A 25,837-nucleotide genomic window follows, 5' to 3' on the forward strand; every position below is an offset into this window, starting at 1 on the left:
CTGTTTTACTTCCCCTGGATTCCTGACATAGCGTCAACGCAACAGCTCAGTTAACATAGTGCTACCCGAAGCGTTTAACGCCTTTATTTTTTGTTCCAGGAAGAGAATCGTGTCTCAACTCTGCCCCTGTGGTAGCGCTCTGGAGTATAGCCTATGTTGCCAGCGATATCTGTCTGGCGATCAGGTTGCACCAGACCCGTCACACCTCATGCGTTCACGGTACACTGCTTTTGTGATCAAGGACGCAGACTACCTGATTAAAACCTGGCATCCATCCTGCCGCGCAGCCGATTTCAAACAGGACATCGAAGCCGGGTTCGCGAACACGCAGTGGCTCGGCCTTACCGTCTATGAATCCGCAACAGGCAGTCATGTTGACGAAGGTTACGTCAGCTTTGTTGCCCGTTTTAGCGAGAATAATAAACCGGGTGCCATTATCGAGCGTTCCCGGTTCTTAAAGGAAAGCGGGCAATGGTATTATATTGACGGAACGCGCCCACAGTTTGGTCGTAACGATCCCTGCCCGTGTGGTTCAGGTAAAAAATTTAAAAAGTGTTGCGGGCAGTAATGCCTGACAACCCAGACTTCGCAAATACAAACAGGATTTCCCGGCGATGCAATCATTACAACGTAAAGTTCTGCGCACCATCTGTCCCGATCAAAAAGGACTGATCGCACGAATTACCAACATTTGCTACAAGCATGAACTGAATATCGTGCAGAACAACGAGTTCGTTGACCACCGTACCGGTCGCTTCTTTATGCGTACCGAGCTGGAAGGTATTTTCAACGACACCACCCTGCTTGCCGATCTGGACAGCGCGCTTCCGGAAGGTTCCGTGCGCGAACTGACCCCAGCGGGTCGACGCCGCATCGTGATCCTGGTGACCAAAGAAGCACATTGTCTGGGCGACCTGCTGATGAAAGCCAACTACGGCGGTCTGGACGTTGAAATTGCTGCCGTTATTGGCAACCATGAGACGCTGCGCACGCTGGTCGAGCGTTTTGATATTCCGTTCGAGCTGGTGAGCCACGAAGGCCATACCCGTGAAGAACACGACGATCTGATGGCACAGGCCATTGAAGCGCATAACCCGGACTACGTGGTGCTGGCGAAATACATGCGCGTGTTAACGCCATCCTTCGTAGCGCGTTTCCCGAACAAGATCATCAACATTCACCACTCGTTCCTGCCAGCCTTTATTGGTGCGCGTCCTTACCACCAGGCGTACGAGCGCGGCGTGAAGATCATCGGTGCGACCGCGCACTACGTGAATGACAACCTGGATGAAGGTCCAATCATCATGCAGGACGTCATTCATGTGGATCACACTTACACTGCTGAGGACATGATGCGTGCGGGTCGTGACGTTGAGAAGAATGTGTTGAGTCGTGCGCTGTATCAGGTGCTGGCGCAGCGGGTCTTCGTGTACGGCAACAGGACCATCATTCTTTAATCTTTCGGAAAATGAATTGATTAGCTTTGCGCCTTTACGGATAAAAAGCAGGCAAACGACTTCATTTCCCTAAAGGAATGCTTTACAGGGGCGTCTCATTTGATATGATGCGCCCCGCTTCCAGCAGGAAGCAGGCCAGTAAAAAAGCATTACCCCGTGGTGGGGTTCCCGAGCGGCCAAAGGGAGCAGACTGTAAATCTGCCGTCATCGACTTCGAAGGTTCGAATCCTTCCCCCACCACCATCTCTCAGCACGACCTCAAAATTTGAATTGCCCCTGGTGGGGTTCCCGAGCGGCCAAAGGGAGCAGACTGTAAATCTGCCGTCATCGACTTCGAAGGTTCGAATCCTTCCCCCACCACCATCACTTCCAAACGACGCTAAACCTTCTGTTCGCACCAGGCATCATGTATTTCCGTAACGGGGAAGGATGAGAAGCTTCGACTAAGGTTCGATTCGAGCGCAGCGAGAAAGCGTTGCCGAAGGCAACGACCCGAAGGGCGAGGCGCAACGCGCCGAGTCATCCTTCCCCCACCACCATCACTTCCAAACGACGCTAAACCTTCTGTTCGCACCAGGCATCATGTATTTCCGTAACGGGGAAGGATGAGAAGCTTCGACTAAGGTTCGATTCGAGCGTAGCGAGAAAGCGTTGCCGCAGGCAACGACCCGAAGGGCGAGGCGCAACGCGCCGAGTAATCCTTCCCCCACCACCATCACTTTCAAACGACTCCAAACCTTCTGTTCGCACCAGGTATCATGCATTTCCGTAACGCGGAAGCGTTCGTAGGCCGGGTAAGGCGCAGCCGCCACCCGGCGACAGAAACCTACATCGGCGGCAAACGGCGCTTCACCGGCGAACTCTTCACAATCGACGTATTACACTGGGCATGTTCTGCCAGGCCGTCAAGCAGCGCATCAAGCTGTTCGATTGACCGCACCACCAGCCTAATTACAAAGCAATCTTCCCCGGTGACTTTGTCGCTCTCAATACACTCCGGCATCGCCTGAATGTACTTATCCACCTTATGCAACAGCCCCGGCAAAGGCCGCACGCGCACCAGCGCCTGCAGCGTATACCCCAGCGCCGCCAGATTCACCCGTGCACCATAACCCTGAATCACACCGCGTTCTTCCAGCCTCTTCAGGCGTTCTGCCGTGCTGGGGGACGTCAGACCGATGCGGCCGCTGAGCACCTTCAACGACATGCGCGCATCCTCAACCAGACAGGCTAAAATTTGTCGATCGATATCATCGATAAGGCATTCCATTCTTTTCACCTAATTTTAAAAAGTGATTTACCTATTCAACCTTATATCACCCCTGTAAAACCCGATAGCGATTTTCGACAATAGCGTCATTAATCAGGAGGTGGATGATGCGTGATTTACATAAAGGCGTCTGGCAAATGAGCCTGGCGATGTTAATTTCCGGCTCTATCGGCGCGTTTGTTTTGCTCTCCGGTCTGCCGGTGACGGAAGTGGTGTTCTGGCGCTGTCTTATCGGAGCTATGGCGCTTTTTATTTTTATCCGGGTAAGTCAAAAGCCCTTCAGTCCCCTCACCCGCACCACGCTGCTGCTGGCTATTCTCGGCGGCGCGGCATTAGTGGTGAACTGGCTGCTGCTCTTCGCCGCCTATGAGCGGATCTCTATTGGTCTTTCTACCGTGGTGTATAACACCCAGCCGTTTATGCTGGTACTGATGGGGATGTTTTTAGGTGAACGCGTCAGCCTGGTGAAATGGGGCTGGCTGTTCCTCGCCTTTGGCGGCGTGGTGATACTGCTCTCCAGCGAGCTGACCGGCGCGCATGGCGGTGAATGGCTCGCCGGAATCGGTCTGGCGATGGCCGCGGCCTTCTTCTATGCGGTCACGGCCATTATTGCCCGCAAGCTCAGATCCGTTGCGCCGCAGCATATTGCCTTTATCCAGGTACTGACGGGCGTCGTGATGCTTTTGCCGTTTGCCAGCCTGCCGTCATTTTCCGGTGATTTCCCCTGGCCGATCCTGCTGACGCTGGGCATTGTCCATACCGGCATTATGTACCAGCTGCTCTACAGCGCGATTCAGAAGCTGCCTACGCCCATTACCGGCTCCCTGTCGTTTATCTATCCGGTGGTGGCAATTGTTGTTGATAATCTGGTGTTCGGGCACGCGCTGAATCTGACGCAGCTGGCGGGCGGCGCGCTGATCCTGTTTGCTGCCGCTGGGAACAACCTGGGCTGGTGCGAAAAAAAACCCCGCGAGTGCGGGGTTGGTATCAAAACGGCAAATTAGCGACGGGCGCGTACTATCTGGTATTTGCGCGTCAGGTACTCCACCGGCGCGCTCCAGATATGCACCAGACGAGAGAACGGGAACAGCACAAACAGCGTCATCCCCAGCACCAGGTGAACGCGGAAGATAAAGGCCACGCCGTCCAGGTGCGCGGAGGCTCCGCCGTGGAAGGTCACCACGGACTGTGCCCAGCCCACCAGCTTCATCATTTCGCTCCCGTCCATATGCTGCGCCGAGAATGGAATGGTCAACAGACCCAGCGCACACTGCACCATCAGCAGGGAGAGGATCAGGATGTCCGCTGCAGTCGTGGTCGCACGCACGCGCGGGCTGAACAGACGACGTTTCAGCAGCAGCAGGCCACCGACCAGAGTCATCACCCCGCAGGCACCGCCCGCGATCATCGCCATCTTCTGCTTCACCTCAATCGGTAGCCACGCTTCATACATCCAGTGCGGCGTCAGCATTCCCAGGAAGTGACCGGCAAAAATCCCCAGAATACCGATGTGGAACAGGTTAGAGCCCACATGCATTCCCTTACGATCCAGCATCTGGCTGGAGGCAGCACGCCAGGTGTACTGACCGTAGTCATAACGCAGCCAGCTTCCCACCAGGAATACGGTGCCCGCGATATACGGGTAAATGTCAAAGAAGAACATATTCAGGAAGTGCATTAGTGCCGTCCTCCGTTAGAGATATTCAAATATTGCGGGGCAACCGCGCCGGCAAAACGACGCTGGTGAGCGGAGATTTCAGACTCGCCGCAGTTCTGGTCAGCAAAGAATTTCACCTGCTCTTCTTCCCAGACCGCATCCAGCGCTTGTGGCGTATCATCGCGGGCTTCATCCGCAATTTTCTCCGCCACTTTTTCACTGTCGACCGCGGTGTTGGCCAGCTTCACCAGCAGATCGAACAGAACCGCATAGCGGCTCTCGCGCTGCTGAAGACGCGCGCCGAGCAGCGCCAGGATCGGCGCGATGTCCTGCAGACCGCCCAGCGCCTCTTCTTTCGGCAGCTGCGCGAGGTACTCCAGATACAGCGGCAGATGATCCGGCAGCTCGCGGCTGTCGAGCTGCAGGCCGTGCTGTTCATACTGGGCCATCAGATCCACCATCGCCTGACCGCGGTCGCGGGACTCACCGTGAACGTGTTCAAACAGCAGCAGGGACGTTGCACGACCACGGTCAAACAGCTGGCTGTAGTCCGACTGGGCATCCAGAAGGTCGCGCGCCAGCAGGTCACGGAGGAAAACACCCAGCTTCTGGGCATCGTCCTTATCCAGGTTTTCAGATGACGCGAGTGCATCAAAGAGTTCCTGCTGATGCTGCGCAAGCGCAGCATCCGGATACTCGAGCAGACGCGAAACAATGACGAGTTCAATCATTGGTGCGGCTCCGTTTTGCTGGTCACATCCATGGCATCAATGCGGCGGCTGTTGAACAGATTGAATTTGCTGTCTGACCCGTGGCAACCGTCGCCAAAGGTAAAGCCGCAGCCATTTTTTTCCGGGAAGGCTTCGCGGGCCAGCTCACGGTGGCTGCTCGGCACCACGAAACGGTCTTCGTAGTTAGCGATCGCCAGATAGCGGTACATCTCCTGCGCCTGCGCTTCGGTCAGACCGACCTCTTCCAGCGCGCGGGTATCGGTTACGCCATCCACAGTTTCGGCACGCTTGAAGTGGCGCATCGCCAGCATACGCTTCAGCGCCAGCAGGACCGGCTGGGTATCGCCTGCGGTCAGCAGGTTTGCCAGATACTGAACCGGGATACGCAGGCTCTCCACGTCCGGCAGGATGCCGTTGCTGCCTAGTTCGCCCGCGTCAGCCGCAGACTGAATCGGCGACAGCGGCGGCACGTACCAGACCATCGGCAGGGTGCGGTATTCCGGATGCAGCGGCAGGGCCAGCTTCCAGTCCATCGCCATTTTGTACACCGGCGACTGCTGCGCGGCGTCAATCACGCTCTGCGGGATGCCGTCCTTCAGCGCCTGCTCAATCACCTTCGGATCGTTCGGATCGAGGAACACGTCCAGCTGACGCTGATAGAGATCTTTCTCGTGCTCGGTGCTGGCTGCGTTTTCAATCGCGTCCGCGTCGTACAGCAGCACGCCGAGGTAGCGAATACGGCCTACGCAGCTTTCGGAGCAGACGGTTGGCATCCCGGCTTCAATACGCGGATAGCAGAAGATGCACTTCTCGGATTTGCCGCTCTTCCAGTTGAAGTAGATCTTTTTGTACGGACAGCCGGTGATGCACATACGCCAGCCGCGGCACTTGTCCTGGTCGATCAGCACGATGCCGTCTTCTTCACGCTTGTAGATGGCGCCGCTCGGGCAGGTCGCCACGCACGCCGGGTTGAGGCAGTGCTCGCACAGGCGCGGCAGATACATCATGAAGGTATTTTCGAACTGGCCGTACATCGCCTTCTGCATGTTCTCGAAGTTCTGGTCTTTGGCGCGTTTCTCGAACTCGCCGCCCAGAATCTCTTCCCAGTTTGGACCGCTGGTAATTTTGTCCATGCGCTGGCCGGTAATCAGCGAGCGAGGACGGGCGATCGGCTGGTGTTTGCCTTCCGGCGCGTTGTGCAGGTTCTGGTAGTCGTAATCAAACGGCTCGTAGTAATCGTCGATGCCCGGCAGGTGCGGGTTAGCGAAGATTTTTCCCAGAAGCCAAGCGCGGTTACCCATACGCGGCTGCAGCTTGCCGTTGATTTTGCGGATCCAGCCGCCCTTCCACTTCTCCTGGTTTTCCCAGTCGGTAGGGAAGCCGGTGCCCGGCTTGCTTTCCACGTTATTGAACCAGGCGTATTCCATCCCTTCACGGCTAGTCCAGACGTTTTTACAGGTGACCGAGCAGGTATGGCAGCCAATGCATTTATCCAGATTCAGCACCATGCCGACTTGTGAACGAATTTTCATTTTACGCTCTCCTGTACCTGGTCATTACCTTCGCCGTCTAACCAGTTAATATTCTTCATCTTACGTACCACCACGAACTCATCGCGGTTCGATCCTACGGTGCCGTAGTAGTTAAAGCCGTAGGCCAGCTGCGCATAGCCACCGATCATGTGGGTCGGCTTCGGCGTAATGCGGGTCACGGAGTTGTGGATCCCGCCGCGCTGCTCGGTGATCTCTGACCCCGGCAGGTTAACGATACGTTCCTGCGCGTGGTACATCATGGTCATCCCGGCCGGTACGCGCTGGCTCACCACCGCACGCGCCGTCAGGGCACCGTTACTGTTGAACACTTCGATCCAGTCGTTATCTTCAATACCCAGATCTTTGGCATCCGTTTCGCTCATCCAGACAATCGGACCGCCGCGCGACAGGGTCAGCATCAGCAGGTTGTCGCTGTAGGTGGAGTGAATACCCCACTTCTGGTGCGGCGTCAGGAAGTTCAGCGCCTTCTCAGGGTTACCGTTCGATTTCGCCCCCATCACGGCTTTCACGGAGCGGGTGTCGATTGGCGGACGGTACACCAGCAGGCTTTCACCGAAGTCGCGCATCCACTGGTGATCCTGATACAGCGACTGGCGGCCTGACAGGGTGCGCCATGGGATCAGCTCGTGAACGTTGGTGTAGCCCGCGTTATAAGACACATGCTCGTCTTCCAGGCCTGACCAGGTCGGGCTGGAGATAATCTTGCGCGGCTGGGCCTGAATATCGCGGAAGCGGATTTTCTCTTCCTCTTTATTCGTCGCCAGGTGCGTATGGTCGCGACCGGTGAACTCGCTCAGGGCCGCCCAGGCCTTCACCGCCACGTGGCCGTTGGTTTCCGGGGCCAGAGTCAGGATCATCTCTGCTGCATCAATCGCCGTGTTGAGCATTGGCTGGCCTTTGGCCGGGCCGTCCGCTTTGGTGTAGTTAAGCTTGCGCAGCAGGTCCATTTCGCTCTGGGTGTTCCAGGCGATCCCTTTCCCGCCGTTACCGATTTTCTCCATCAGCGGGCCGATAGAGGTAAAGCGCTCGTAGGTTGCCGGGTAGTCGCGTTCAACCGGAATAATGTGCGGCGCGGTCACGCCCGGGATCAGGTCGCACTCGCCTTTTTTCCAGTCCTTCACGTCCAGCGGCTGCGCCAGTTCGGCGGCGGAGTCGTGCTGGATGGGCAGCGTCACCACGTCAGTCTCTTTGCCCAGGTGCCCCACGCAGACTTCTGAGAATGTCTTCGCGATGTCTTTGTAGATTTCCCAGTCGCTTTTCGATTCCCACGCCGGGTCAACGGCCGCAGACAGCGGATGAATAAACGGATGCATATCCGAGGTATTCATGTCGTCTTTTTCGTACCAGGTGGCGGTAGGCAGCACGATGTCGGAGTACAGGCAGGTGCTGGACAGGCGGAAGTCGAGGGTGACCACCAGATCCAGCTTGCCGTCGAGACCGTTGTCTTTCCACTCCACCTCTTCCGGCTTCACGCCGCCCTGCTTGCCGAGATCTTTCCCCTGGATACCGTTTTCGGTACCGAGCAGGTATTTCAGCATGTACTCGTGGCCTTTACCGGACGAGCCCAGCAGGTTGGAGCGCCAGATAAACAGGTTACGCGGATGGTTTTTACCGTTCTCCGGCTGTTCCGCCGCGAAGCGAATTGAGCCATCCTTCAGGGATTTCACGGTGTAATCCACCGGTGACATGCCCGCCTGCTTCGCCGCTTCCGCAATGCGCAGCGGGTTCGTGCCCAGCTGCGGTGCCGACGGCAGCCAGCCCATGCGCTCGGCACGCACGTTGAAGTCAATCAGATGGCCGCTGTAGCGGGATTTATCCGCCATCGGCGACAGCAGCTCCTGCGCGGTGACCGTCTCGTAGCGCCACTGGCTGGAGTGGTTATAGAAGTACGAGGTGCTGTTCATGTGGCGTGCCGGGCGCTGCCAGTCGAGGGCAAACGCCAGCGGCTGCCAGCCGGTCTGCGGACGCAGTTTTTCCTGGCCCACGTAGTGCGCCCAGCCGCCGCCGCTCTGGCCGACGCAGCCGCAGAAGATCAGCATGTTGATTAGGCCACGGTAGTTCATATCGAGGTGATACCAGTGGTTCAGACCCGCACCGACGATGATCATGGAACGACCGTGAGTCTTGTCGGCGTTTTCCGCAAACTCGCGGGCGATACGCACGATCTGCGCGCGTGGAACGCCGGTGATCTGCTCTGCCCATGCCGGGGTATAAGCCTTCACGTCGTCATAGCCGGTGGCGCAGTTTTCATCGCCCAGACCACGTTCCAGGCCGTAGTTCGCCATGGTCAGGTCATAGACGGTGGTGACCAGAGCGGTAGACCCGTCCGCCAGCTGCAGGCGTTTCACCGGCAGCTTGTGCATCAGTACGTTTTTCAGTTCAACCTTGTTGAAGTGCTCGGAACCTTCACCGCCGAAGTACGGGAAGCCCACCTCGGCGATCTCGTCCTGGCTACCCAGCATGCTCAGGCGCAGCTCCGTCTCTTCGCCGGTCGTGCCGTTACGCTGCTCAAGGTTCCACTTGCCCTTCTCGCCCCAGCGGAAGCCGATAGAGCCGTTTGGCGCCACCAGCTCGCCGTTGCTGTTATAGGCAACGGTTTTCCACTCTGGGTTATTTTCCTGGCCCAGCGCGTCCACCAGATCGGCGGCGCGCAGCGTACGGCCTGCTGCGTAGTAGCCGTCACGCTCTTCCAGCATCACCAGCATCGGCATGTCGGTGTAGCGACGGACGTAGTCGGTGAAGTACTGGCTTGGTTTATCCAGGTGGAACTCGCGCAGCATGACGTGGCCCATCGCCATCGCCATCGCCGCATCGGTACCCTGCTTCGGTGCCAGCCACAGATCGCACAACTTGGCGATTTCGGCGTAGTCCGGGGTCACCGCCACGGTTTTGGTGCCTTTATAACGGACTTCGGTAAAGAAGTGCGCGTCCGGCGTACGGGTCTGCGGCACGTTAGAGCCCCAGGCAATGATGTAGCTGGAGTTGTACCAGTCCGCGGATTCCGGCACGTCGGTCTGCTCGCCCCAGGTCTGCGGAGACGCCGGCGGCAGGTCGCAGTACCAGTCGTAGAAGCTCAGGCAGGTACCGCCGATTAAGGAGAGATAGCGCGCGCCGGAGGCATAAGAGACCATCGACATCGCCGGGATCGGCGAGAAGCCCGCCACGCGGTCAGGACCGTAGGTTTTCACGGTGTAGACGTTGGAGGCGGCAATCAGCTCGTTCACCTCTTTCCAGGAGGAACGTACAAAGCCGCCGCGGCCGCGAGCCTGCTTGAAGCTTTTCGCTTTATCCGCGTCTTCAATGATAGAGGCCCAGGCATCCACCGGATCGCTGTGTTGCACTTTCGCTTCACGCCACATTTTCATCAGGCGCTTGCGCATCAGGGGGTATTTCAGACGGTTCGCGCTGTAGAGATACCAGGAGTAGCTGGCGCCACGCGGGCAGCCGCGCGGTTCGTGGTTCGGCATATCCGGGCGGGTGCGCGGGTAGTCGGTCTGCTGCATTTCCCAGGTCACCAGACCGTTCTTAACGAAAATCTTCCAGCTACATGAGCCGGTGCAGTTCACGCCGTGGGTCGAACGGACGACTTTGTCATGTTGCCAGCGCTGGCGGTAACCGTCTTCCCAGTCCCGGTTGGTATCCAGAACCTGGCCGTGCCCATCGGCAAACGTTTCGCCCTTCTGCTTGAAGTAGCGAAACCGGTCCAAAAATTTGCTCATCGGGTATCTCCTGTATGGAGCCTGTGGCTCTCTAAATCGACATTGCTGATTTGCAGCGAAGGTAACGCCCTGAAAGAGGGGGAGAATTGATAACGATCAAGACGACGAGGGACTTTCAGGCGAGGGGTTACACCGAATACCACCAAAGCGGTATCTTTTGAAACTTCATATCCACATGAAATATATCGTTATTTTTATTTTATCGTACAAACCGCCAGGCAAAATTTAACCTCTCAGGTATTAAGGGGTAGAGCGCCCTGTAAAGCGATGGCGATCACAATGCTGCCTGCGGATTTCCTCTGCATGGCAACCAGTATGTTGTAACTATTTTGACGCCAAAAAAAACGCGGCCCGAAGGCCGCGTAAACGGATAATCATACTTACTTATTTTTCTTGGTATTACGGCCATATACCAGCCACGTAATCACAACGCAGGCGATATAGAAGACGAGGAAGACTTTCATGGCACCGGCCGGAGAGCCGGTCAGGTCCAGAGAGATACCGAACGCTTTCGGGATAAAGAAGCCGCCAATCGCGCCGATGGCAGAGATAAAGCCCAGCGCCGCAGCCGTATCCGTCGCCGCTTCGCGCATGGCCTGCTCTTCGCTCCCGCCCTGTGCTTTTACGCGGTCCATGGTCAGCTTACGGAAGATCACGGAGATCATCTGGAAGGTGGACGCACTCCCCAGCCCGGCCGTAAGGAACAACACCATAAACACGCCGAAGAAGGCGATGAAGTTACCGCCCTGCCCGTCGGCTGGCAGCGTGAGGAACAGCAGCGCACAGAAGACAGCCATCACGACAAAGTTAACCAGCGTCACGCGGGTACCGCCCAGGCGGTCAGATACCATGCCACCCAGCGAACGTGCCAGGGCACCAATAAACGGCCCGAAGAAGGCAAAGTGCAGGATCTGAATCTCCGGGAACTGCGTTTTCGACAGCATTGCGAAGCCCGCTGAGAAGCCGATAAACGAACCGAAGGTGGCCAGATACAGCAGCGCCATCACCCAGAGGTGTCCACGCTTCAGCACCGGCAGCTGTTCGCTCAGCGACGCCTTCGACGCGGACAGGTCATTCATAAAGAACCAGGCTGCGAGGGTGAAGACCACGAGGAACGGTACCCAGATCCAGGCTGCATTTTGCAGATAGAGGGAAGAACCATCCGCCTGCTCAACGCCACCGCCGCCAAAGGCTGCAAAAATGGAGACCGAGATCGCCAGCGGGGCAATGAGCTGCATCACGCTCACGCCCATATTCCCCAGACCGCCGTTAATCCCCAGCGCGCCGCCCTGCTTCGCTTTCGGGAAGAAGAAGCTGATGTTCGCCATGCTGGAGGCGAAGTTTGCACCCGCAAAACCGCACAGCAGGGAGATAATCACGAATACGCTAAATGGCGTAGAGGTATCCTGCACCGCGAATCCGAGCCAGACACAAGGAACGATCATGATGCCTGTACTGAACGCCGTCCAGCGACGACCGCCAAACACCGGCACCATAAACGCGTAAGGCACACGCAGCAGCGCGCCTGACAGCGACGGCAGCGCGGTCAGCATGAATAGCTGATCGGTGGTAAACGTAAAACCCACTTTCGGCAGGTTGACCGCCACCGCGCTAAACAACATCCATACGCAAAACGCTAATAACAGACACGGCACGGAAATCCACAGATTCCGGCTTGCTACACGATGGCCGCGCTGTTGCCAGAACGCCGGATCCTCTGGACGCCAGTCTGTAATAACGGCACCATTTTCCCTTTCGGGAGCGGATGAGTGACTCATAGACACCTCTGATTCTCGAATGATGCTGCAAACATTAGGGTTTTAGAGCGGCGGTAAGTTGATATAAATCAAAGGAAAAGTGGGAGGATTTGCGGCAAAAAATAAGGCCTCACCCTTAGTGAGTAGGCTAATTCGGTAAAAAAGACGTGGTTTTTCACGGTGCTGACGGTTCCTGGCTACCCCCACCTCCTTCCCCCTACTCCGTTGGCAATTTAGGGGTAATCCTTTATTGGTATGGGTATACTCCAGGGTATGCACCAGAATAGCGCCATTCCTGCAAGCAGGCCACGTCAGGAGCACGCCACCTCTATGTTAAAAAGATGTTTATCTCCGCTGACGCTCGTGAATCAGCTCGCCCTGATCGTTTTGCTGTCCACCGCCATCGGTGTGACCGGCATGGCGATCTCCGGCTGGCTGGTACAGGGAGTACAGGGTAATGCGCATGCCATCAACGAGGCAGGCTCGCTACGCATGCAGAGCTATCGCCTGCTGGCATCGGTTCCCCTGACGCAGGACGATCGTCCCCTGATTGATGAAATGGAGCGCACGGTCTTCAGCCCCGAGCTGGAAAACGCCGCTATCCGCGCCGGTCAGCAGTCCCAGCTTAACGCTCTTCAGGGCTACTGGCACACCCAGCTGCAGCCCGGGCTGAAACAGGCGCGCAGCACAGAAACCGTCGCAAAGGACGTGGCGGGGTTCGTCTCCCGCATTGATGCGCTGGTCTCCGCTTTCGACCAGACCACCGAATTACGCATCGACCGGGTGGTGATGGTACACCGGGCCATGGCGCTGTTTATGGGGCTGCTGCTGATCTTCACCATCGTCTGGCTCCGCGCGCGGCTGCTGAACCCGTGGAAACAGCTGCTGGCCATGGCCCGCGCGGTCACCGCACGCGACTTTACCCAGCGCACGCACATCAGCGGGCGCAACGAGATGGCCATGCTCGGCCAGGCGCTTAATACCATGTCGGCAGAGCTCTCAGAGAGCTACGCGGTGCTTGAACAGCGCGTTCAGGAAAAAACGGCCGGGCTGGAGCAGAAAAACGAGATACTCTCCTTCCTGTGGCAGGCCAACCGTCGGCTGCACATGCAGATACCGCTATGTGAACGTCTCTCGCCGGTACTGAACGGCCTGCAAAATCTGACTCTGCTTCACGACCTTGAGCTGCGGGTCTACGATGTGGAAGACGAAGATAACCACCAGGAATTCACCTGCCAGTCCGATATGTCCTGCGATGACAAAGGCTGCCATCTTTGCCCTCGCGGCCTGCCGCCGCTGACGACCGGCGGCACCACCCTGAAGTGGCGCCTGACCGACAGCCACACTCAGTACGGTATTCTGCTGGCAACGCTGCCAGCCGGGCGTCACCTGAGCCACGACCAGCAGCAGCTGGTGGATACGCTGGTTGAACAGCTGACGGCCACGCTGGCGCTCGACAGGCATCAGGAAAAGCAGCAGCAGCTGATCGTCATGGAAGAGCGCGCGACCATCGCCCGCGAGCTTCACGACTCTATCGCTCAGTCGCTCTCCTGTATGAAAATGCAGGTGAGCTGCCTGCAGATGCAGGATGCGGAGATGCCCGAAAGCAACAAGCAGCTGCTCAGCCAGATCCGCAACGAGCTGAACACCTCCTGGGTGCAGCTGCGCGAGCTGCTGACCACCTTCCGCCTGCAGCTGACCGAGCCGGGCCTGCGCCCGGCGCTGGAATCCAGCTGTCACGAATTTAGCGCCCGGCTGGGGTTCCCGGTGAAGCTGGATTACCAGCTGCCGCCGCGGTTTGTCCCCTCCCATCAGGCCATACATTTACTGCAGATCGCCCGCGAAGCGCTGAGCAACGTGCTTAAACACGCTGACGCGACGGCGGTCACGGTCACCGTCAGCCAGCACGATAATCAGGTCAAACTGACGGTTCACGATAACGGCCGCGGCGTGCCGGAAAATGCCGAACGCACTAACCATTATGGTTTAATCATTATGCGAGACCGCGCCCAAAGCCTGCGCGGTGATTGCCAGGTTCGCCGGAGAGAGACGGGCGGCACGGAAGTTGTCGTCACCTTTATTCCCGAGAAACCGCTCACAACTGCTCAAGGAGAAACCCATGACTAATCAGGAACCGGCATCCATCCTGTTGATCGACGACCATCCGATGCTGCGTACTGGCGTGAAACAGCTGGTCAGCATGGCACCCGATATCACCGTGGTGGGCGAAGCCAGCAACGGTGAACAGGGCATTGAGCTTGCCGAATCCCTCGATCCCGATCTGATCCTGCTCGATCTGAATATGCCCGGCATGAACGGTCTGGAGACCCTCGACAAGCTGCGGGAAAAATCGCTTTCCGGGCGCATCGTCGTCTTTAGCGTGTCAAACCATGAGGAGGACGTAGTCACAGCGCTGAAGCGCGGGGCGGATGGCTATCTGCTGAAGGATATGGAGCCGGAAGACTTGCTTAAGGCGCTACAGCAGGCGGCGGCGGGCGAAATGGTGCTCAGCGAAGCCTTAACGCCGGTCCTGGCCGCCAGCCTGCGCGCCAACCGCGCCACCTCTGACCGTGACGTCAGCCAGTTAACCCCGCGCGAGCGCGATATTCTCAAGCTTATCGCCCAGGGGCTGCCGAACAAAATGATCGCCCGCCGTCTGGACATCACCGAAAGCACGGTCAAAGTACACGTGAAGCATATGCTGAAGAAAATGAAGCTAAAATCCCGCGTTGAAGCCGCCGTATGGGTGCATCAGGAACGCATTTTTTAAGGACTACTCATCCGGCAGCAGCTTCCAGCGCGGATCGTCGTCAGGCAATGCGACCAGCGGCTGCACCACGGCAAGCGTGATCTCATTGGACGAGACGCGCTGGCCTTTCTCATCTTCCACTACCGCCGACAGGTGCCAGCGGTTTGTCGCCCCTTCCCGGTCATCCCAGGCAGGGATAATCACGCTCCAGCCGTCGCTGCTGTTGCTTTTCGCCGGTGACGTCAGGCTCAATGCCTGCGTATCCCCCTGCCAGTGGATCTGACGAATACCGTTCGTGCTGCGAACCTGTAGCTTCAGCATAACGGTCTCGCCTCCTTTCAGATCCCACGGCGGCGTGGCCAGCCACACGGACAGCGTTTTCCGCTGGCGGAACTCCATAACCGGCAGGCTGGTGCGCTCCGGCGAGTCATAGCGGCTTCCGCGCAGGGAACGCGTGGCGGCGACTTCACCGGCGGAAAGCTGCTTAGCCAGCGGCACGCCAAAGCGATAGTTGAGCTTCAGCCCGAGGTTATTCTGGCTCTCGCCGCTTTCGCCCTGCTTGTGCCCGGCGGTCAGCGTCACCAACGGAACGGGGGTATAGTTAAGCCCCAGATTCACCGCCACAGGATTGTGATAGCCGGTTCCGCTGTTGAAGAGGTCGACGTTATCGCCAAAATATTGCTCGAAGCTAACGCTGGTATTCAGATGATGGAACCAGGGCAGCCAGGCTTTAGCGGTGACGTCATATCCACGCGCCATGCGCTGCTCCTGGACATCGGAGCGCTCGCGCCATCCTGCCAGGGGCTGATAATAGTTGGCTGACAGACGCAGATTTTCCCCCCACGCTTCCGCCCCCAGCCCGGCACGCTGCAAATTTTCATCCAGAAGATTATCGTAAAAGGTGTTGTAGCCCAGCAGCCACTTCCCGGCGACCCAGCGCTGACCGATTCCGGCATTGCTGACCAGGCCATCCGCCTGCTGCGTCAGGCCAAGCTGGCTCCAGCTCAGGTAGCGGTTAGTATCATTCCACGGGATAAACCAGCTCCCGCTGCTGCCGTTAAATTTGCCGTCGTTATCCACCAGCAGGTTCACGCTGGCGTTTCCCCAGGGCGACAGCCAGGACTCAATCTGCTGGTTCACTTCCCCGCTTACCGCGTCGCGCACCTGACCAAAGGCAAACTGACGCGCCTGCTCGCCGGTCGTCAGACCGTTGTCGGTCATGCTGGCTTCACCGAAGGCTTTCGCCATTTCGGCCAGATGTTTTTCCCCTTCGCCGGTGGGCGCCGCCATGCCGAGGTCGGGCAGACTGTCCCCGTTATTATCAAAGGGGTGCTGCGCCTGATGCATAAAGGAATTCGGCGCACCGTGAACGGCTCCGGCCGTAAGAAGGGGGAGTAAAAACAGCAAACGAATGCGGGACGATACAGCCATCAACGTCGTCAATAAGAACCTGTGTTTATGAATAAACTCTTATTATGTTAACGCGATAAGCCCTGAAATGCAGTCCTGGCGGACATTTCAGGATTATCCTGAAACAGCCCTTTCAGCTCCGGCACGCAGGAACCACAGTTCGTACCACAGCGCAGCTTAGCCCCCAGCGCGGTGACGGAATCACACCCTCCGGCAATCGCCTCCCGTATCGCCTCTTCCCCGACGCTGAAACAGCTACAGATAATGCGTCCCGGATCCGTCGCCCTCCCGACGCTCTGCCCGTTCAACAGGGCGTGGCGTTCTGCGGGCAGCACGGGTGGTGAATGAAAAGCGGCTTCAATCACCGTATGCGCCAGCGCCGGTAACGCGGTACCTTCCCAGAAACCCAGCATAAGCTGGCCTTCATACCAGGCCAGCACGCTGCTGCGTTCACCGGCCTGAGCAACCTGCAGTTGCCAGCCCCGGCCGCTGGCGTATTCCATTACCCACGACAGCAGCGGTTTATCGCACGCCACCGTCAGGCGTGAAGCTTTACGCCACCAGTAAACCGGAGAGGGCATTTCCAGTCCTTCGCGGGCATAGAGTTCTCCCTGCCAGGCGGGCTGCCAGGGCTGGATTCTGACGGCGGTTTGTTTACTCTCCGGCTGCCCCGAAACCGGATCGCAGCGCCCTTCCACCAGTGCATTCACCTTTCCCTGGCGGGCAAACTCAGCGTTCCAGTGCATCGGGGCAAAAGCGTTCCCTTCACGCTGAGCGTCGCTGATGCGCACTCTTGCTACCATGACGCCGCGCGGCGAACTGATGCGCGCCAGCTGGCCGCCGCACAGGGAAAACCGAACGGCGTCTGCGGGGCAAACCTCAACAAAGGGTTCGGTGATATGCTGCATGAGTCTGGCCACATATCCTGTTCGCGTCATGGTATGCCACTGATCGCGGATGCGCCCGGAGTTGAGAATCAGCGGGTACAACGCGCTGACCGTCGCACCGTGCGACTGTGGGTCAACGGGAACAATGTTTCGGCACGGAAAATCCCCCCCAGGCCACTGCCAGGGCTCAAGCCGCTCCCACTCCTCACGGGTTAACGTAGCCAGGTCGTGAAGGTTTAAGGCCCGCGCGCCGTCATTTTCAAAGGCCGTCAGCGCCGCATGCTCGCAAAAAATCTCGTGGGGATGCTGCCAGGCAAAGGCGTCGCCGTGCCCCAGCCGTTTCGCCACCTGCGCGACGATCCACCAGTCCGGCTTTGCCTCACCGGGCGCGGGCAGAAACGCGCGCTGGCGCGAAATGCGTCGCTCGGAATTGGTTACCGTACCGTCCTTCTCTCCCCAGGCCAGCGCCGGAAAGCGAATATGGGCAAACCGGCTGGTGTCGGTATCGTTCATCACCTCAGAGACAATGACCAGCGGGCAGCGCCCCAGCGCCTGACACACCGCGTGGCTGTCCGGCAGCGAGACGGCAGGATTGGTGCCCATGATCCACACCGCCTTCACCTCGCCGCGGGCAATGGCGTCAAACAGCTCCACCGCCATCAAGCCCGGCGTCTGCGCAAGCCGTTCCGTTCCCCAGAAACGCGCCACCCGCGAGAGATCGTCCGGCTCAAAGTTCATGTGCGCCGCCAGCTGATTTGCCAGCCCGCCCACCTCTCTTCCGCCCATTGCGTTTGGCTGTCCGGTCAGCGAAAACGGGCCGCAGCCCGGACGGTTAAATTTCCCGCTGGCAAGGTGCACGTTAATGATGGCGCTGCATTTGTCGCTGCCGCTGGAGGACTGGTTGATTCCCATGGTGTAGAGCGTGATGGCCCTGGGCGCCGTCATAAACCAGTCGTAAAACGTACCAATATCCTGCGGCGAGAGGCCGCAAAACGCCGCCACGCGGGATATCGGCCACGCGTCCGTTCCCTGAATCACATTGAGCAGACCGACGAACAGCCCGGCGTCGCTGCCGGGAGTGAGCGCCAGATGCAGGTCAGCAATATCACAGGAGGCGGTTCTGCGCGGATCGATGACCACCACTTTCATCTCCGGATTGTTGTGCTTTGCCTGTACCAGGCGCTGATACAGCACCGGATGCGTCCAGGCCGCGTTTGAGCCCACCAGCACCACCAGATCGCTGTTTTCCACATCCTCGTAGCTGCACGGCACGACATCTTCACCAAAGGCGCGCTTGTAGCCAACGACCGCCGATGACATGCAGAGCCGGGAGTTGGTATCAATGTTCGCCGCGCCGATAAACCCTTTCATCAGCTTATTGGCGGCGTAATAATCCTCGGTAAGCAATTGCCCGGACGCGTAAAACGCCACCGCCTGCGGCCCCCATTTGTCGATAATGTCCTGGAGGCGCTCGCCTGCCGCTCCCAGCGCCTGCGCCCAGGCCACCTCAGCACCGTCAACAACGGGGCGCAGCAATCGCCCCTGTAACCCCATTGTTTCCCCCAGGGCCGATCCTTTCACGCACAAGCGGCCAAAGTTCGCAGGATGGGTTTCATCCCCCCGAACGCTGACCGTTTCACCGTCCACGCGGGCGACCACGCCGCAGCCTACCCCGCAGTAGGGACACGTTGTCCGGGTTTCCGTCATGAGGCCTCCGCACGCATTACCAGGGCATCATTACCGACCCACACCTTGCCGTTCTCAATTTTGACCGGCCAGGCGCGCACCGCGGGTTCGCCGTTCTCCACCTGACAGCCGTCGCGCAGGCGAATACGCTGCTTGTAGAGCGGAGAGATCACCACCGGCTCCCCCGCCGCATCGCCAAGAATGCCTCGGGAAAGCACGTTCGCGCTGCTGCCAGGCTCCCGGTCGTCAAGGGCATAGACGGTTTTGCCAAATCGGAACAACGCAATCGGCTTACGCCCAAGCCGCGCGCCAATGCCCGCCTGCTCGGGGATATCGTCGATGCCACAGATTTCCTGCCAGCGTTTACCTTGATCCGCTGTGATGTCGTTCACCGTCGTGCGGAACAGCGCCAGACGGTTCGGATCGTTAAGCGTGGTTTGCCATTCGCACTGGTAGGTCTCCACCACCCGGGCCATCTCCTGCTCCAGCTCGTGGGCGATGCCCAGGCTATCGTTGAGGATCACCTCCCGAAGGTAGTCGAGACCGCCTTCCAGGTTGTCCATCCAGGTGCTGGTGCGCTGTAGGCGATCCGCCGTGCGGATGTAGAACATCAGGAATCGATCGACGGTGCGGATCAGCGTGTCATCATCGAGATCGCTGGCGAAGAGATCCGCATGGCGAGGCTTCATGCCGCCGTTGCCGCACAGGTAGAGGTTCCACCCCTTATCGGTGGCAATCACCCCCACGTCTTTACTCTGCGCCTCGGCGCATTCGCGGGTACACCCTGAGACCGCCATTTTGATTTTGTGCGGTGCGCGCAGGCCTTTGTAACGGTGCTCGAGCCTGACTGCGAGGCCGGTGGAGTCCTGCACGCCGTAGCGACACCAGGTCGACCCGACGCAGGATTTCACCGTGCGCAGGGATTTGCCGTAGGCGTGCCCGGTTTCAAATCCGGCTTCCACCAGCGCCTGCCAGATCTCCGGCAGTTGTTCGAGCGTGGCGCCAAACAGATCGATACGCTGGCCGCCGGTGATTTTGCTGTACAGTCTGTAGCGTTTCGCAATCTGGCCGATGGCGATCAGCCCGTCGGCGGTCACTTCCCCCGCAGGCATGCGCGGTACGATGGAGTAAGTACCGTCCTTCTGGATATTGGCGAAGTAGCGGTCGTTGGTGTCCTGCAGCGGCAGGTGTGCCGGTTTCAGCAGATACTCGTTCCAGCAGGAGGCGAGCACTGACCCCACCAGTGGCTTACAAATTTCGCACCCGTGTCCCTGACCGTAGCGGCTAATGAGCTGGTCAAAGGTGCGGATATGGTTGACGCGCACGAGGTGGTAAATCTCCTGACGCGAGTACGGGAAGTGTTCGCAGATGTCCTTTTTCACCTCCACACCCTGCGCCGCCAGCTGGAACTCCATCACCTGCTTCACCAGTGCGCTACATCCTCCACAACCGGTCGCCGCTTTGGTGCACTGCTTAATCGCGCCGATATCCGTTGCGCCCGCACTTACCGCCTGACAGATATCGCCTTTGCTGACGTTATGACACGAACAGATTTGTGCGCTTTCCGGCAGCGCTGCCACGCCGAGCGCTTTTGGCGCACTGCCTGAAGACGCGGGTAATATCAGCGTTTCCGGCTCTTTTGGCAGGGCTATCCCGTTGAGCATCATCTGTACCAGCGTGGCGTATTCACTGGCATCACCCACCAGCACGCCGCCGAGCAGCGTTTTGCCGTCGTGGCTGACCACGATTTTCTTGTAGATTTGCTGCGGGCCGTGCGTCCACTGGTAACTCAGCGCCCCCGGCGTGCGCCCGTGAGCATCGCCGAAAGAGGCCACGTCCACGCCCAGCAGCTTGAGTTTGGTGCTCATATCCGCGCCGGCGAAGAGGTTCTCCTCTCCCGCCAGCGCGGCGGCGGCCACCCGCGCCATCTGGTAGCCGGGCGCAACCAGCCCGAAGATTTTCCCTTCCCACAGGGCGCATTCACCAATGGCCAGCACGTCCGGATCGGAGGTCTGACAGCGGTCGTCAATGCCGATCCCGCCGCGCTCGCCGATAGCCAGCCCGCTGCTGCGCGCCAGCGCGTCCTGCGGACGAATGCCTGCAGAAAAGACCACCATGTCTGTTTCAAGCTGTTCGCCATCGGCAAAGCGCAACACCAGCCCGCCGTCCGCCGTGGCGATCTCCGTTGTCGCTTTACTGGTGTGAACGCCGACGCCTAGCGCCTCAATTTTCTTGCGCAGCATCGCCGCGCCGTCGTTGTCGAGCTGGACCGCCATCAGATTGGGCGCAAACTCCACCACGTGAGTTTCCAGCCCGAGCTGCTTCAGGGCATTCGCCGCCTCCAGCCCCAGCAGCCCGCCGCCAATCACTACACCCCGGCGTGAGCCCGCCGCATGCGCCGCAATCTTGTCCAGATCGTCAAGCGTGCGATAAACAAAACAGCCCGGTAGATCGTGGCCCGACACCGGTGGGACAAACGGATAGGACCCGGTCGCCAGCACCAGTTTATCCCAGTGGATCTCATGCCCGCTGGCGGTACGCACCACGCGCGCGTCACGATCGATAGCGACAATCTGCTGCGACAGGCGCAGCTCAATGCCGTTGTCGGCAAAGAAATCCCCTTCCACCAGCGAAAGCGACGCCGCGCTACGGCCGCCAAAATATTCCGACAGATGCACGCGGTCGTAGGCGGCATAGCGCTCCTCGCCAAAGACAACGATCTGATACTGCTGATGCAGATTGCGGTTCACGCAATCTTCGAGGAAATGATGGCCGACCATACCGTGCCCAACCACCACCAGAGTAGGTTTTGTCATAGCGTGCTGTCCTGCAACCTGCGGTTGCGTAGTGAAACGATCGAACAGCCAGTCCGCGTGCGCGGGCGCAGCCGTTGCCAGTAATTCGGTAAATGTCGCCGCGCTGCGGCAGTCCCCCATCAGCAGCACGCCAGCCAGCGCCCCCTGATGGATCAGTAAACGACGATAGTGACGGGTCAGCGGATCCCATGCGCTCCAGACCACATCGCCCTTCTGCTCTGCCGCGCGACCAAGGCTGAACAACTCCACGCCGGTCACCTTGAGGCGCATGCCGTTGTCGGTCAGGGCAAATGGCGCGGTGACGTCTCCGGCCAGCCGTGCGGCGAGGATATCCGCCTGCGCCAGACAGGGGGCGACCAGGCCAAACGTCTGGTCGTCAATTTCACAGCATTCGCCAATGGCGTAGACGTCCGGCACGGAGGTTTGCATTTGGTGATCCACCACGATGCCGCGCGCGCAGCGAATGCCGCTGGCCTGCGCCAGTACGACGTTAGGCTGCACGCCCGTCGCCAGCACCACGCGCGCGGCGGTGATGCTGCGTCCGTTCAGCAGCGTCACGCTATTCCCGTCAATCGCCGCGATGCCAGAGGCGAGCTCACAGCGCACGCCCCGCGCCGCCAGCGCCTCTTCCAGCAGCACGCCCGCCTGCTCATCCAGTTGCTGCTCCATCAGCCACAGACCGCGATGAACAAGGATGACGTTGTCCCCTGAGCGCGCCAGCGCTGCCGCCGTCTCAACCCCGAGCACGCCGCCGCCCAGCACTACCACCGGACCGGCGATCGCCCCTATGGCCCGGATATCCTCAAGGGTACGGAACGTGAAGACATGCGGCGCATCGCAGCCGGGAATTGGCGGAACAAAGGGCGTTGATCCGGTGGCAAACACCAGCGCATCCCAGCCCAGCGTGCGGACGGTGGTTTGCACTTCCCGCGTGTCCACATTCACGGCGAGCGCCTTTTCGCCCCGCAGCACCGTCACGCCCCGTTCCTGGTACCAGTCGTCATTCTGAAGACTGATGCCCGCCGCCGTTTTTTCACCGCCCAGCACCGGCGAAAGCTGGATGCGGTTATAGGCATGCTCCGGCTCGTCGCCGATGACGGTAATTGCGAAACGATCGGCAGCACGCCCGGTGAGCGAGGCAATCAGCCGCGTGGCCGCCATGCCATTTCCGATAATGACCAGTCGCATCAAAGCCCCCTCGCTACGCCGCTTTCGGCTGCTTTTCATAGAGGAAATGCAGGATCTGCTGGCGCATGTGGTGATAGCGGCTGTCGTCAGCCAGCTGCACCCGGTTACGCGGGCGCGGCAGGTCAACGTGCAGGATCTCCCCGATGGTCGCCGCCGGGCCGTTGGTCATCATCAGCACGCGATCGGAGAGCAGCACCGCCTCGTCCACGTCGTGGGTAATCAGCACGATTGTGGTGTTCAGCGCCTGCTGGATCTGCATCACCGAGTCCTGCAGATGGGCGCGCGTCAGCGCATCCAGCGCGCCGAAGGGTTCATCCATCAGCAGGACTTTCGGCTTCATCGCCAGCGCGCGGGCAATCCCGACGCGCTGCTTCATGCCGCCGGAGATCTCCCCCGGGCGCTTGTGCAGGGCGTGCCCCATCTGCACGCGGTCGAGGTTGTGCTCAATCCACTCCCGGCGCTCCGCCTTGCTCATGCTGTGGCGAAACACGTGATCTACCGCCAGGGCCACGTTGTCGAAGCAGGTGAGCCACGGTAGCAGCGAATGGTTCTGGAATACCACCGCGCGCTCCGGACCCGGCCCGGCAATTTCGCGGTTGTCGCAAATCAGCCCGCCTTCCGTCGGCAGCGTGATCCCAGCGATAAGGTTAAGCAGCGTCGATTTACCGCAGCCGGAGTGCCCAATCAGGCTGACGGTTTCGCCCTCATGGATATCAAAGGAGACGTTCTGCAGCGCCAGAAATTCGCCGCTGGCGGTGGAAAAACGCTGGCTCACGGCCTGGACCTGGATTAATGGTTTCATGTTCGCTCCTTATTTTTCCTGCCAGCTAAAGCGACGGGCGATCAGCATCAGCCCCTGCTCCAGCAGCAGCCCGACCACGCCAATGATGACGATGGCGATGAGAATGTTTTCGACGTTGAGATTGTTCCACTCGTTCCAGATCCAGAAACCGATCCCTAAACCGCCGGTCAGCATCTCGGCGGCGACAATCACCAGCCAGGCGATGCCAATAGAGAGGCGCACCCCGGTCAGCACCGCGGGCAGCACCGCCGGGAAGAGAATGCGGCGCATGATGGTCCACTCTGAAAGCTGCAGCACCCGGGCGACGTTAAGGTAGTCCTGCGGAATACACCGCACGCCTTCGGCGGTGTTGATCACCATCGGCCAGATGGAGCAGATAAAAATGGTCCAGCTCGACGCGGGCTCCGCTTTCTGGAACAGCAGCAGGCCGATGGGCAGCCAGGCCAGCGGGCTAACCGGGCGTAATAGCGCGATCAGCGGGCCGAACATGCGCGAAAAAAAGGTGAAGCGGCCAATCAGGAAACCAAGCGGGATCCCGGCGAACGCGGCCAGGCCAAACCCCACCGCCACGCGCTGTAATGAGGCGAGCACGTTCCAGCCGATGCCCATGTCGTTAGGCCCGTCGCGATAAAACGGATCGGCAAACAGGGTAATAGCGGAATCGAGCGTGCTGAGCGGCGTCGGGAAACCTTTGCTGTTAATCGCCGCCAGTTGCCAGAGCACCACCAGCAGTCCCAGCCCCAGAAAAGCCGGAATGATGCGCTGAAGGATCGCGTTAATACGACGCGCAAACGTCGGCGTACGGCGGCGAACCTGCACCGGAGGCAGGAGAATCACCTCTCCACTCTCCGGCGTCTCGTGTGATTTTGTCTTTTGCAGATGCTGCATAATCAGGCCCCTTTACGGTGAATGGCGAAACGGCTGGCGTATTCTTCCGGGTCGGTACCGTTCCAGACGGTGCCGTCCATCAATGTGCTGCTGCGTAGTGGTGAAGTCGGTGTGGTAATGCCCCCCACCGCCGTGGCGGCATCCTGCCAGACCGCCGTCTGGTTAATGCGCTGTGCGATGCCCGTATAGTCCGGGGCGGCTTTGAGCAAGCCCCAGCGGCGGAACTGGGTTAAGAACCACATGCCGTCGGAGTGATACGGGTAGCTGACGGCCCCCTCGTTGAAGAAGCGGATCGGGTGCGCGTCCTGCCAGCGCTGGCCCAGGCCGTTGTCGTACTCGCCGAGCATGCGTCCGGTGAGATACTGCTCTTTGCAGTTGAGCCACGCCCGGCGGGAGAGGATCTGCGCGGTTTCGCGTTTGTTTTCCGGGGAGGACTCAATCCAGCGTGCCGCCTCCAGCACTGCGCTCACCAGCGCCCGGGCGGTGTGCGGATTTTTCTCCACCCAGTCGCGACGCGTCCCGAGGATTTTTTCCGGATGGTCGGCCCAGATAGACTGCGACGTGGCGGCCGTAAAACCGATGCGGTCGTTGATGGCACGCGCGTTCCACGGCTCGCCGACGCAAAAGCCGACCATGTTGCCAATGCGCATGTTCATCACCATCTGCGGCGGCGGCACCACCACCGTACGCACGTCGTCAAAGGGGTGAATGCCCGCGCTGGCCAGCCAGTAGTAGAGCCACATGGCGTGCGTCCCGGTCGGGAAGGTGTGCGCGAAGGTATAGGTGCCAGGCGCCTGCTGCCCAATCAGCTTTTTCAGCCCGTCAAGGTCACGAACGCCCTTCTCTGCCAAATCGCTGGAGAGCGTAATCGCCTGGCCGTTCTGGTTGAGGGTCATCAGGTTAGCCATCTGCTGTGGCTTGCCAGCGATGCCCAGCTCCAGTCCGTACAGCAGGCCGTAAAGAATGTGCGCGGCATCGAGTTCGCCCGCCACCAGCTTGTCGCGCACCGCCGCCCAACTCGCCTCTTTGGTGGGCAGGATGGTAATACCGTATTTTTTATCAAACCCTTTCAGCGCAGCGATAACCACCGGGGCACAGTCGGTCAGTGGGATAAACCCGATGCGCACTGTTTCCTGCTCCGGTTTATCCGAGCCTGCCGCCCATGCGGCCTGCATGACACCCGGCAACAGAATTGCACCACTCGCCAGCATGCTGGCCTGCAAAAAACGCCGTCTCGACAAATCCGCCATGACCACTCCTGAAAAAA

17 protein-coding genes, 2 tRNA genes and 2 other RNA genes are annotated in these 25,837 nt (G+C 59.2%); 9 read left to right on the plus strand and 12 right to left on the minus strand.

Annotated features, from left to right (window positions below; all coding sequences use genetic code 11):
- Window positions 1-109: 109 nt before the first annotated feature.
- The 6 genes from AC0TNG_RS19990 (at window position 110) to AC0TNG_RS20015 (ending at window position 2,172) form a co-directional block, all read left to right on the plus strand.
- Window positions 110-568: a YchJ family protein gene (locus AC0TNG_RS19990; RefSeq protein WP_024907090.1), complete on the plus strand. Its 459-nt coding sequence runs from the start codon at window positions 110-112 to the stop codon at window positions 566-568.
- A gap of 46 nt (window positions 569-614) precedes the next feature.
- A complete protein-coding gene (gene purU / locus AC0TNG_RS19995) occupies window positions 615-1,457 on the plus strand; it encodes a formyltetrahydrofolate deformylase (protein WP_023312104.1) in 843 nt (280 codons plus the stop codon).
- A gap of 158 nt (window positions 1,458-1,615) precedes the next feature.
- Window positions 1,616-1,700 (plus strand) — tRNA-Tyr (locus tag AC0TNG_RS20000).
- A 35-nt stretch (window positions 1,701-1,735) separates the two neighbouring features.
- Window positions 1,736-1,820: transfer RNA gene (locus tag AC0TNG_RS20005), tRNA-Tyr, on the plus strand.
- A gap of 45 nt (window positions 1,821-1,865) precedes the next feature.
- Window positions 1,866-1,996, plus strand: a non-coding RNA gene (locus AC0TNG_RS20010) — RtT sRNA.
- Window positions 1,997-2,041: 45 nt separating this feature from the next.
- A non-coding RNA gene (locus tag AC0TNG_RS20015) (RtT sRNA) lies at window positions 2,042-2,172 on the plus strand.
- A 111-nt stretch (window positions 2,173-2,283) separates the two neighbouring features.
- Here AC0TNG_RS20015 and AC0TNG_RS20020 read toward each other — a convergent pair.
- The gene (locus AC0TNG_RS20020) at window positions 2,284-2,727 is read right to left on the minus strand and encodes an Lrp/AsnC family transcriptional regulator (RefSeq protein ID WP_024907089.1); all 444 of its coding nucleotides are present in this window, start codon (window positions 2,725-2,727) and stop codon (window positions 2,284-2,286) included.
- Window positions 2,728-2,834: 107 nt separating this feature from the next.
- Here AC0TNG_RS20020 and AC0TNG_RS20025 point away from each other — a divergent pair, with 107 nt between their 5' ends.
- Window positions 2,835-3,731 (plus strand): DMT family transporter, encoded by an 897-nt coding sequence (locus tag AC0TNG_RS20025; RefSeq protein ID WP_024907088.1) that lies wholly within the window; start codon window positions 2,835-2,837, stop codon window positions 3,729-3,731.
- On the opposite strand, the gene narI is transcribed toward AC0TNG_RS20025, so the two are convergent.
- The 5 genes from narI to AC0TNG_RS20050 all read right to left on the minus strand — a co-directional run bounded on the left by narI (window position 3,728) and on the right by AC0TNG_RS20050 (window position 12,165).
- Window positions 3,728-4,405, minus strand: coding sequence for a respiratory nitrate reductase subunit gamma (narI, locus tag AC0TNG_RS20030; RefSeq protein WP_023312107.1), 678 nt, complete (start codon window positions 4,403-4,405; stop codon window positions 3,728-3,730). The genes AC0TNG_RS20025 and narI overlap by 4 nt on opposite strands.
- On the minus strand, window positions 4,405-5,115 hold the full coding sequence (gene narJ, locus AC0TNG_RS20035; protein ID WP_024907087.1) for a nitrate reductase molybdenum cofactor assembly chaperone: 711 nt from the start codon (window positions 5,113-5,115) through the stop codon (window positions 4,405-4,407). The genes narI and narJ overlap by 1 nt, the downstream gene beginning before the upstream one ends.
- Entirely contained in the window at window positions 5,112-6,647 is a 1,536-nt protein-coding gene (narH, locus tag AC0TNG_RS20040; RefSeq protein WP_024907086.1) for a nitrate reductase subunit beta, read from the minus strand. The genes narJ and narH overlap by 4 nt, the downstream gene beginning before the upstream one ends.
- Entirely contained in the window at window positions 6,644-10,387 is a 3,744-nt protein-coding gene (locus AC0TNG_RS20045; RefSeq protein ID WP_069719045.1) for a nitrate reductase subunit alpha, read from the minus strand. Before AC0TNG_RS20045 ends, narH begins: the two co-directional genes overlap by 4 nt.
- A gap of 380 nt (window positions 10,388-10,767) precedes the next feature.
- The gene (locus AC0TNG_RS20050; RefSeq protein WP_048989619.1) at window positions 10,768-12,165 is read right to left on the minus strand and encodes a NarK family nitrate/nitrite MFS transporter; all 1,398 of its coding nucleotides are present in this window, start codon (window positions 12,163-12,165) and stop codon (window positions 10,768-10,770) included.
- A gap of 309 nt (window positions 12,166-12,474) precedes the next feature.
- Between AC0TNG_RS20050 and narX the strand changes: the two genes are divergently transcribed.
- The gene (narX, locus tag AC0TNG_RS20055) at window positions 12,475-14,271 is read left to right on the plus strand and encodes a nitrate/nitrite two-component system sensor histidine kinase NarX (protein WP_473712696.1); all 1,797 of its coding nucleotides are present in this window, start codon (window positions 12,475-12,477) and stop codon (window positions 14,269-14,271) included.
- Complete coding sequence (narL, locus tag AC0TNG_RS20060) at window positions 14,264-14,914, plus strand: two-component system response regulator NarL (RefSeq protein ID WP_008499531.1); 651 nt, start codon at window positions 14,264-14,266, stop codon at window positions 14,912-14,914. Before narX ends, narL begins: the two co-directional genes overlap by 8 nt.
- 3 nt (window positions 14,915-14,917) lie before the next feature.
- Here narL and AC0TNG_RS20065 read toward each other — a convergent pair whose 3' ends face one another.
- Genes AC0TNG_RS20065 through AC0TNG_RS20090 form a run of 6 tightly spaced genes read right to left on the minus strand, consistent with a single transcriptional unit; the run spans window position 14,918 to window position 25,820 of the window.
- A complete protein-coding gene (locus AC0TNG_RS20065; protein WP_050597743.1) occupies window positions 14,918-16,324 on the minus strand; it encodes a YchO/YchP family invasin in 1,407 nt (468 codons plus the stop codon).
- 47 nt (window positions 16,325-16,371) lie between these two features.
- Window positions 16,372-18,897 (minus strand): nitrate reductase, encoded by a 2,526-nt coding sequence (locus AC0TNG_RS20070; RefSeq protein WP_024907081.1) that lies wholly within the window; start codon window positions 18,895-18,897, stop codon window positions 16,372-16,374.
- On the minus strand, window positions 18,894-22,880 hold the full coding sequence (gene nirB / locus AC0TNG_RS20075; RefSeq protein WP_473712697.1) for a nitrite reductase large subunit NirB: 3,987 nt from the start codon (window positions 22,878-22,880) through the stop codon (window positions 18,894-18,896). Before nirB ends, AC0TNG_RS20070 begins: the two co-directional genes overlap by 4 nt.
- A gap of 13 nt (window positions 22,881-22,893) precedes the next feature.
- On the minus strand, window positions 22,894-23,682 hold the full coding sequence (locus AC0TNG_RS20080; protein ID WP_024907079.1) for an ABC transporter ATP-binding protein: 789 nt from the start codon (window positions 23,680-23,682) through the stop codon (window positions 22,894-22,896).
- Between the two features lie 9 nt (window positions 23,683-23,691).
- Window positions 23,692-24,570 (minus strand): nitrate ABC transporter permease, encoded by an 879-nt coding sequence (gene ntrB, locus AC0TNG_RS20085; protein WP_024907078.1) that lies wholly within the window; start codon window positions 24,568-24,570, stop codon window positions 23,692-23,694.
- A 2-nt stretch (window positions 24,571-24,572) separates the two neighbouring features.
- Entirely contained in the window at window positions 24,573-25,820 is a 1,248-nt protein-coding gene (locus AC0TNG_RS20090; RefSeq protein WP_024907077.1) for a CmpA/NrtA family ABC transporter substrate-binding protein, read from the minus strand.
- Window positions 25,821-25,837: the final 17 nt, after the last annotated feature.

The organism is Enterobacter sp. PL_is514 (genome assembly GCF_055816715.1).

Coding starts and splice junctions, on each gene's coding strand:
- narI (WP_023312107.1), bottom strand. CDS start 4,405: ATGCACTTCCTGAATATGTTCTTCTTTGACATTTACCCGTATATCGCG.
- AC0TNG_RS20065 (WP_050597743.1), bottom strand. CDS start 16,324: ATGGCTGTATCGTCCCGCATTCGTTTGCTGTTTTTACTCCCCCTTCTT.
- narH (WP_024907086.1), bottom strand. CDS start 6,647: ATGAAAATTCGTTCACAAGTCGGCATGGTGCTGAATCTGGATAAATGC.
- AC0TNG_RS20090 (WP_024907077.1), bottom strand. CDS start 25,820: ATGGCGGATTTGTCGAGACGGCGTTTTTTGCAGGCCAGCATGCTGGCG.
- AC0TNG_RS20025 (WP_024907088.1), top strand. CDS start 2,835: ATGCGTGATTTACATAAAGGCGTCTGGCAAATGAGCCTGGCGATGTTA.
- AC0TNG_RS20070 (WP_024907081.1), bottom strand. CDS start 18,897: ATGACGGAAACCCGGACAACGTGTCCCTACTGCGGGGTAGGCTGCGGC.
- nirB (WP_473712697.1), bottom strand. CDS start 22,880: ATGCGACTGGTCATTATCGGAAATGGCATGGCGGCCACGCGGCTGATT.
- narX (WP_473712696.1), top strand. CDS start 12,475: ATGTTAAAAAGATGTTTATCTCCGCTGACGCTCGTGAATCAGCTCGCC.
- AC0TNG_RS20020 (WP_024907089.1), bottom strand. CDS start 2,727: ATGGAATGCCTTATCGATGATATCGATCGACAAATTTTAGCCTGTCTG.
- narJ (WP_024907087.1), bottom strand. CDS start 5,115: ATGATTGAACTCGTCATTGTTTCGCGTCTGCTCGAGTATCCGGATGCT.
- AC0TNG_RS20045 (WP_069719045.1), bottom strand. CDS start 10,387: ATGAGCAAATTTTTGGACCGGTTTCGCTACTTCAAGCAGAAGGGCGAA.
- AC0TNG_RS20050 (WP_048989619.1), bottom strand. CDS start 12,165: ATGAGTCACTCATCCGCTCCCGAAAGGGAAAATGGTGCCGTTATTACA.
- purU (WP_023312104.1), top strand. CDS start 615: ATGCAATCATTACAACGTAAAGTTCTGCGCACCATCTGTCCCGATCAA.
- AC0TNG_RS20080 (WP_024907079.1), bottom strand. CDS start 23,682: ATGAAACCATTAATCCAGGTCCAGGCCGTGAGCCAGCGTTTTTCCACC.
- narL (WP_008499531.1), top strand. CDS start 14,264: ATGACTAATCAGGAACCGGCATCCATCCTGTTGATCGACGACCATCCG.
- ntrB (WP_024907078.1), bottom strand. CDS start 24,570: ATGCAGCATCTGCAAAAGACAAAATCACACGAGACGCCGGAGAGTGGA.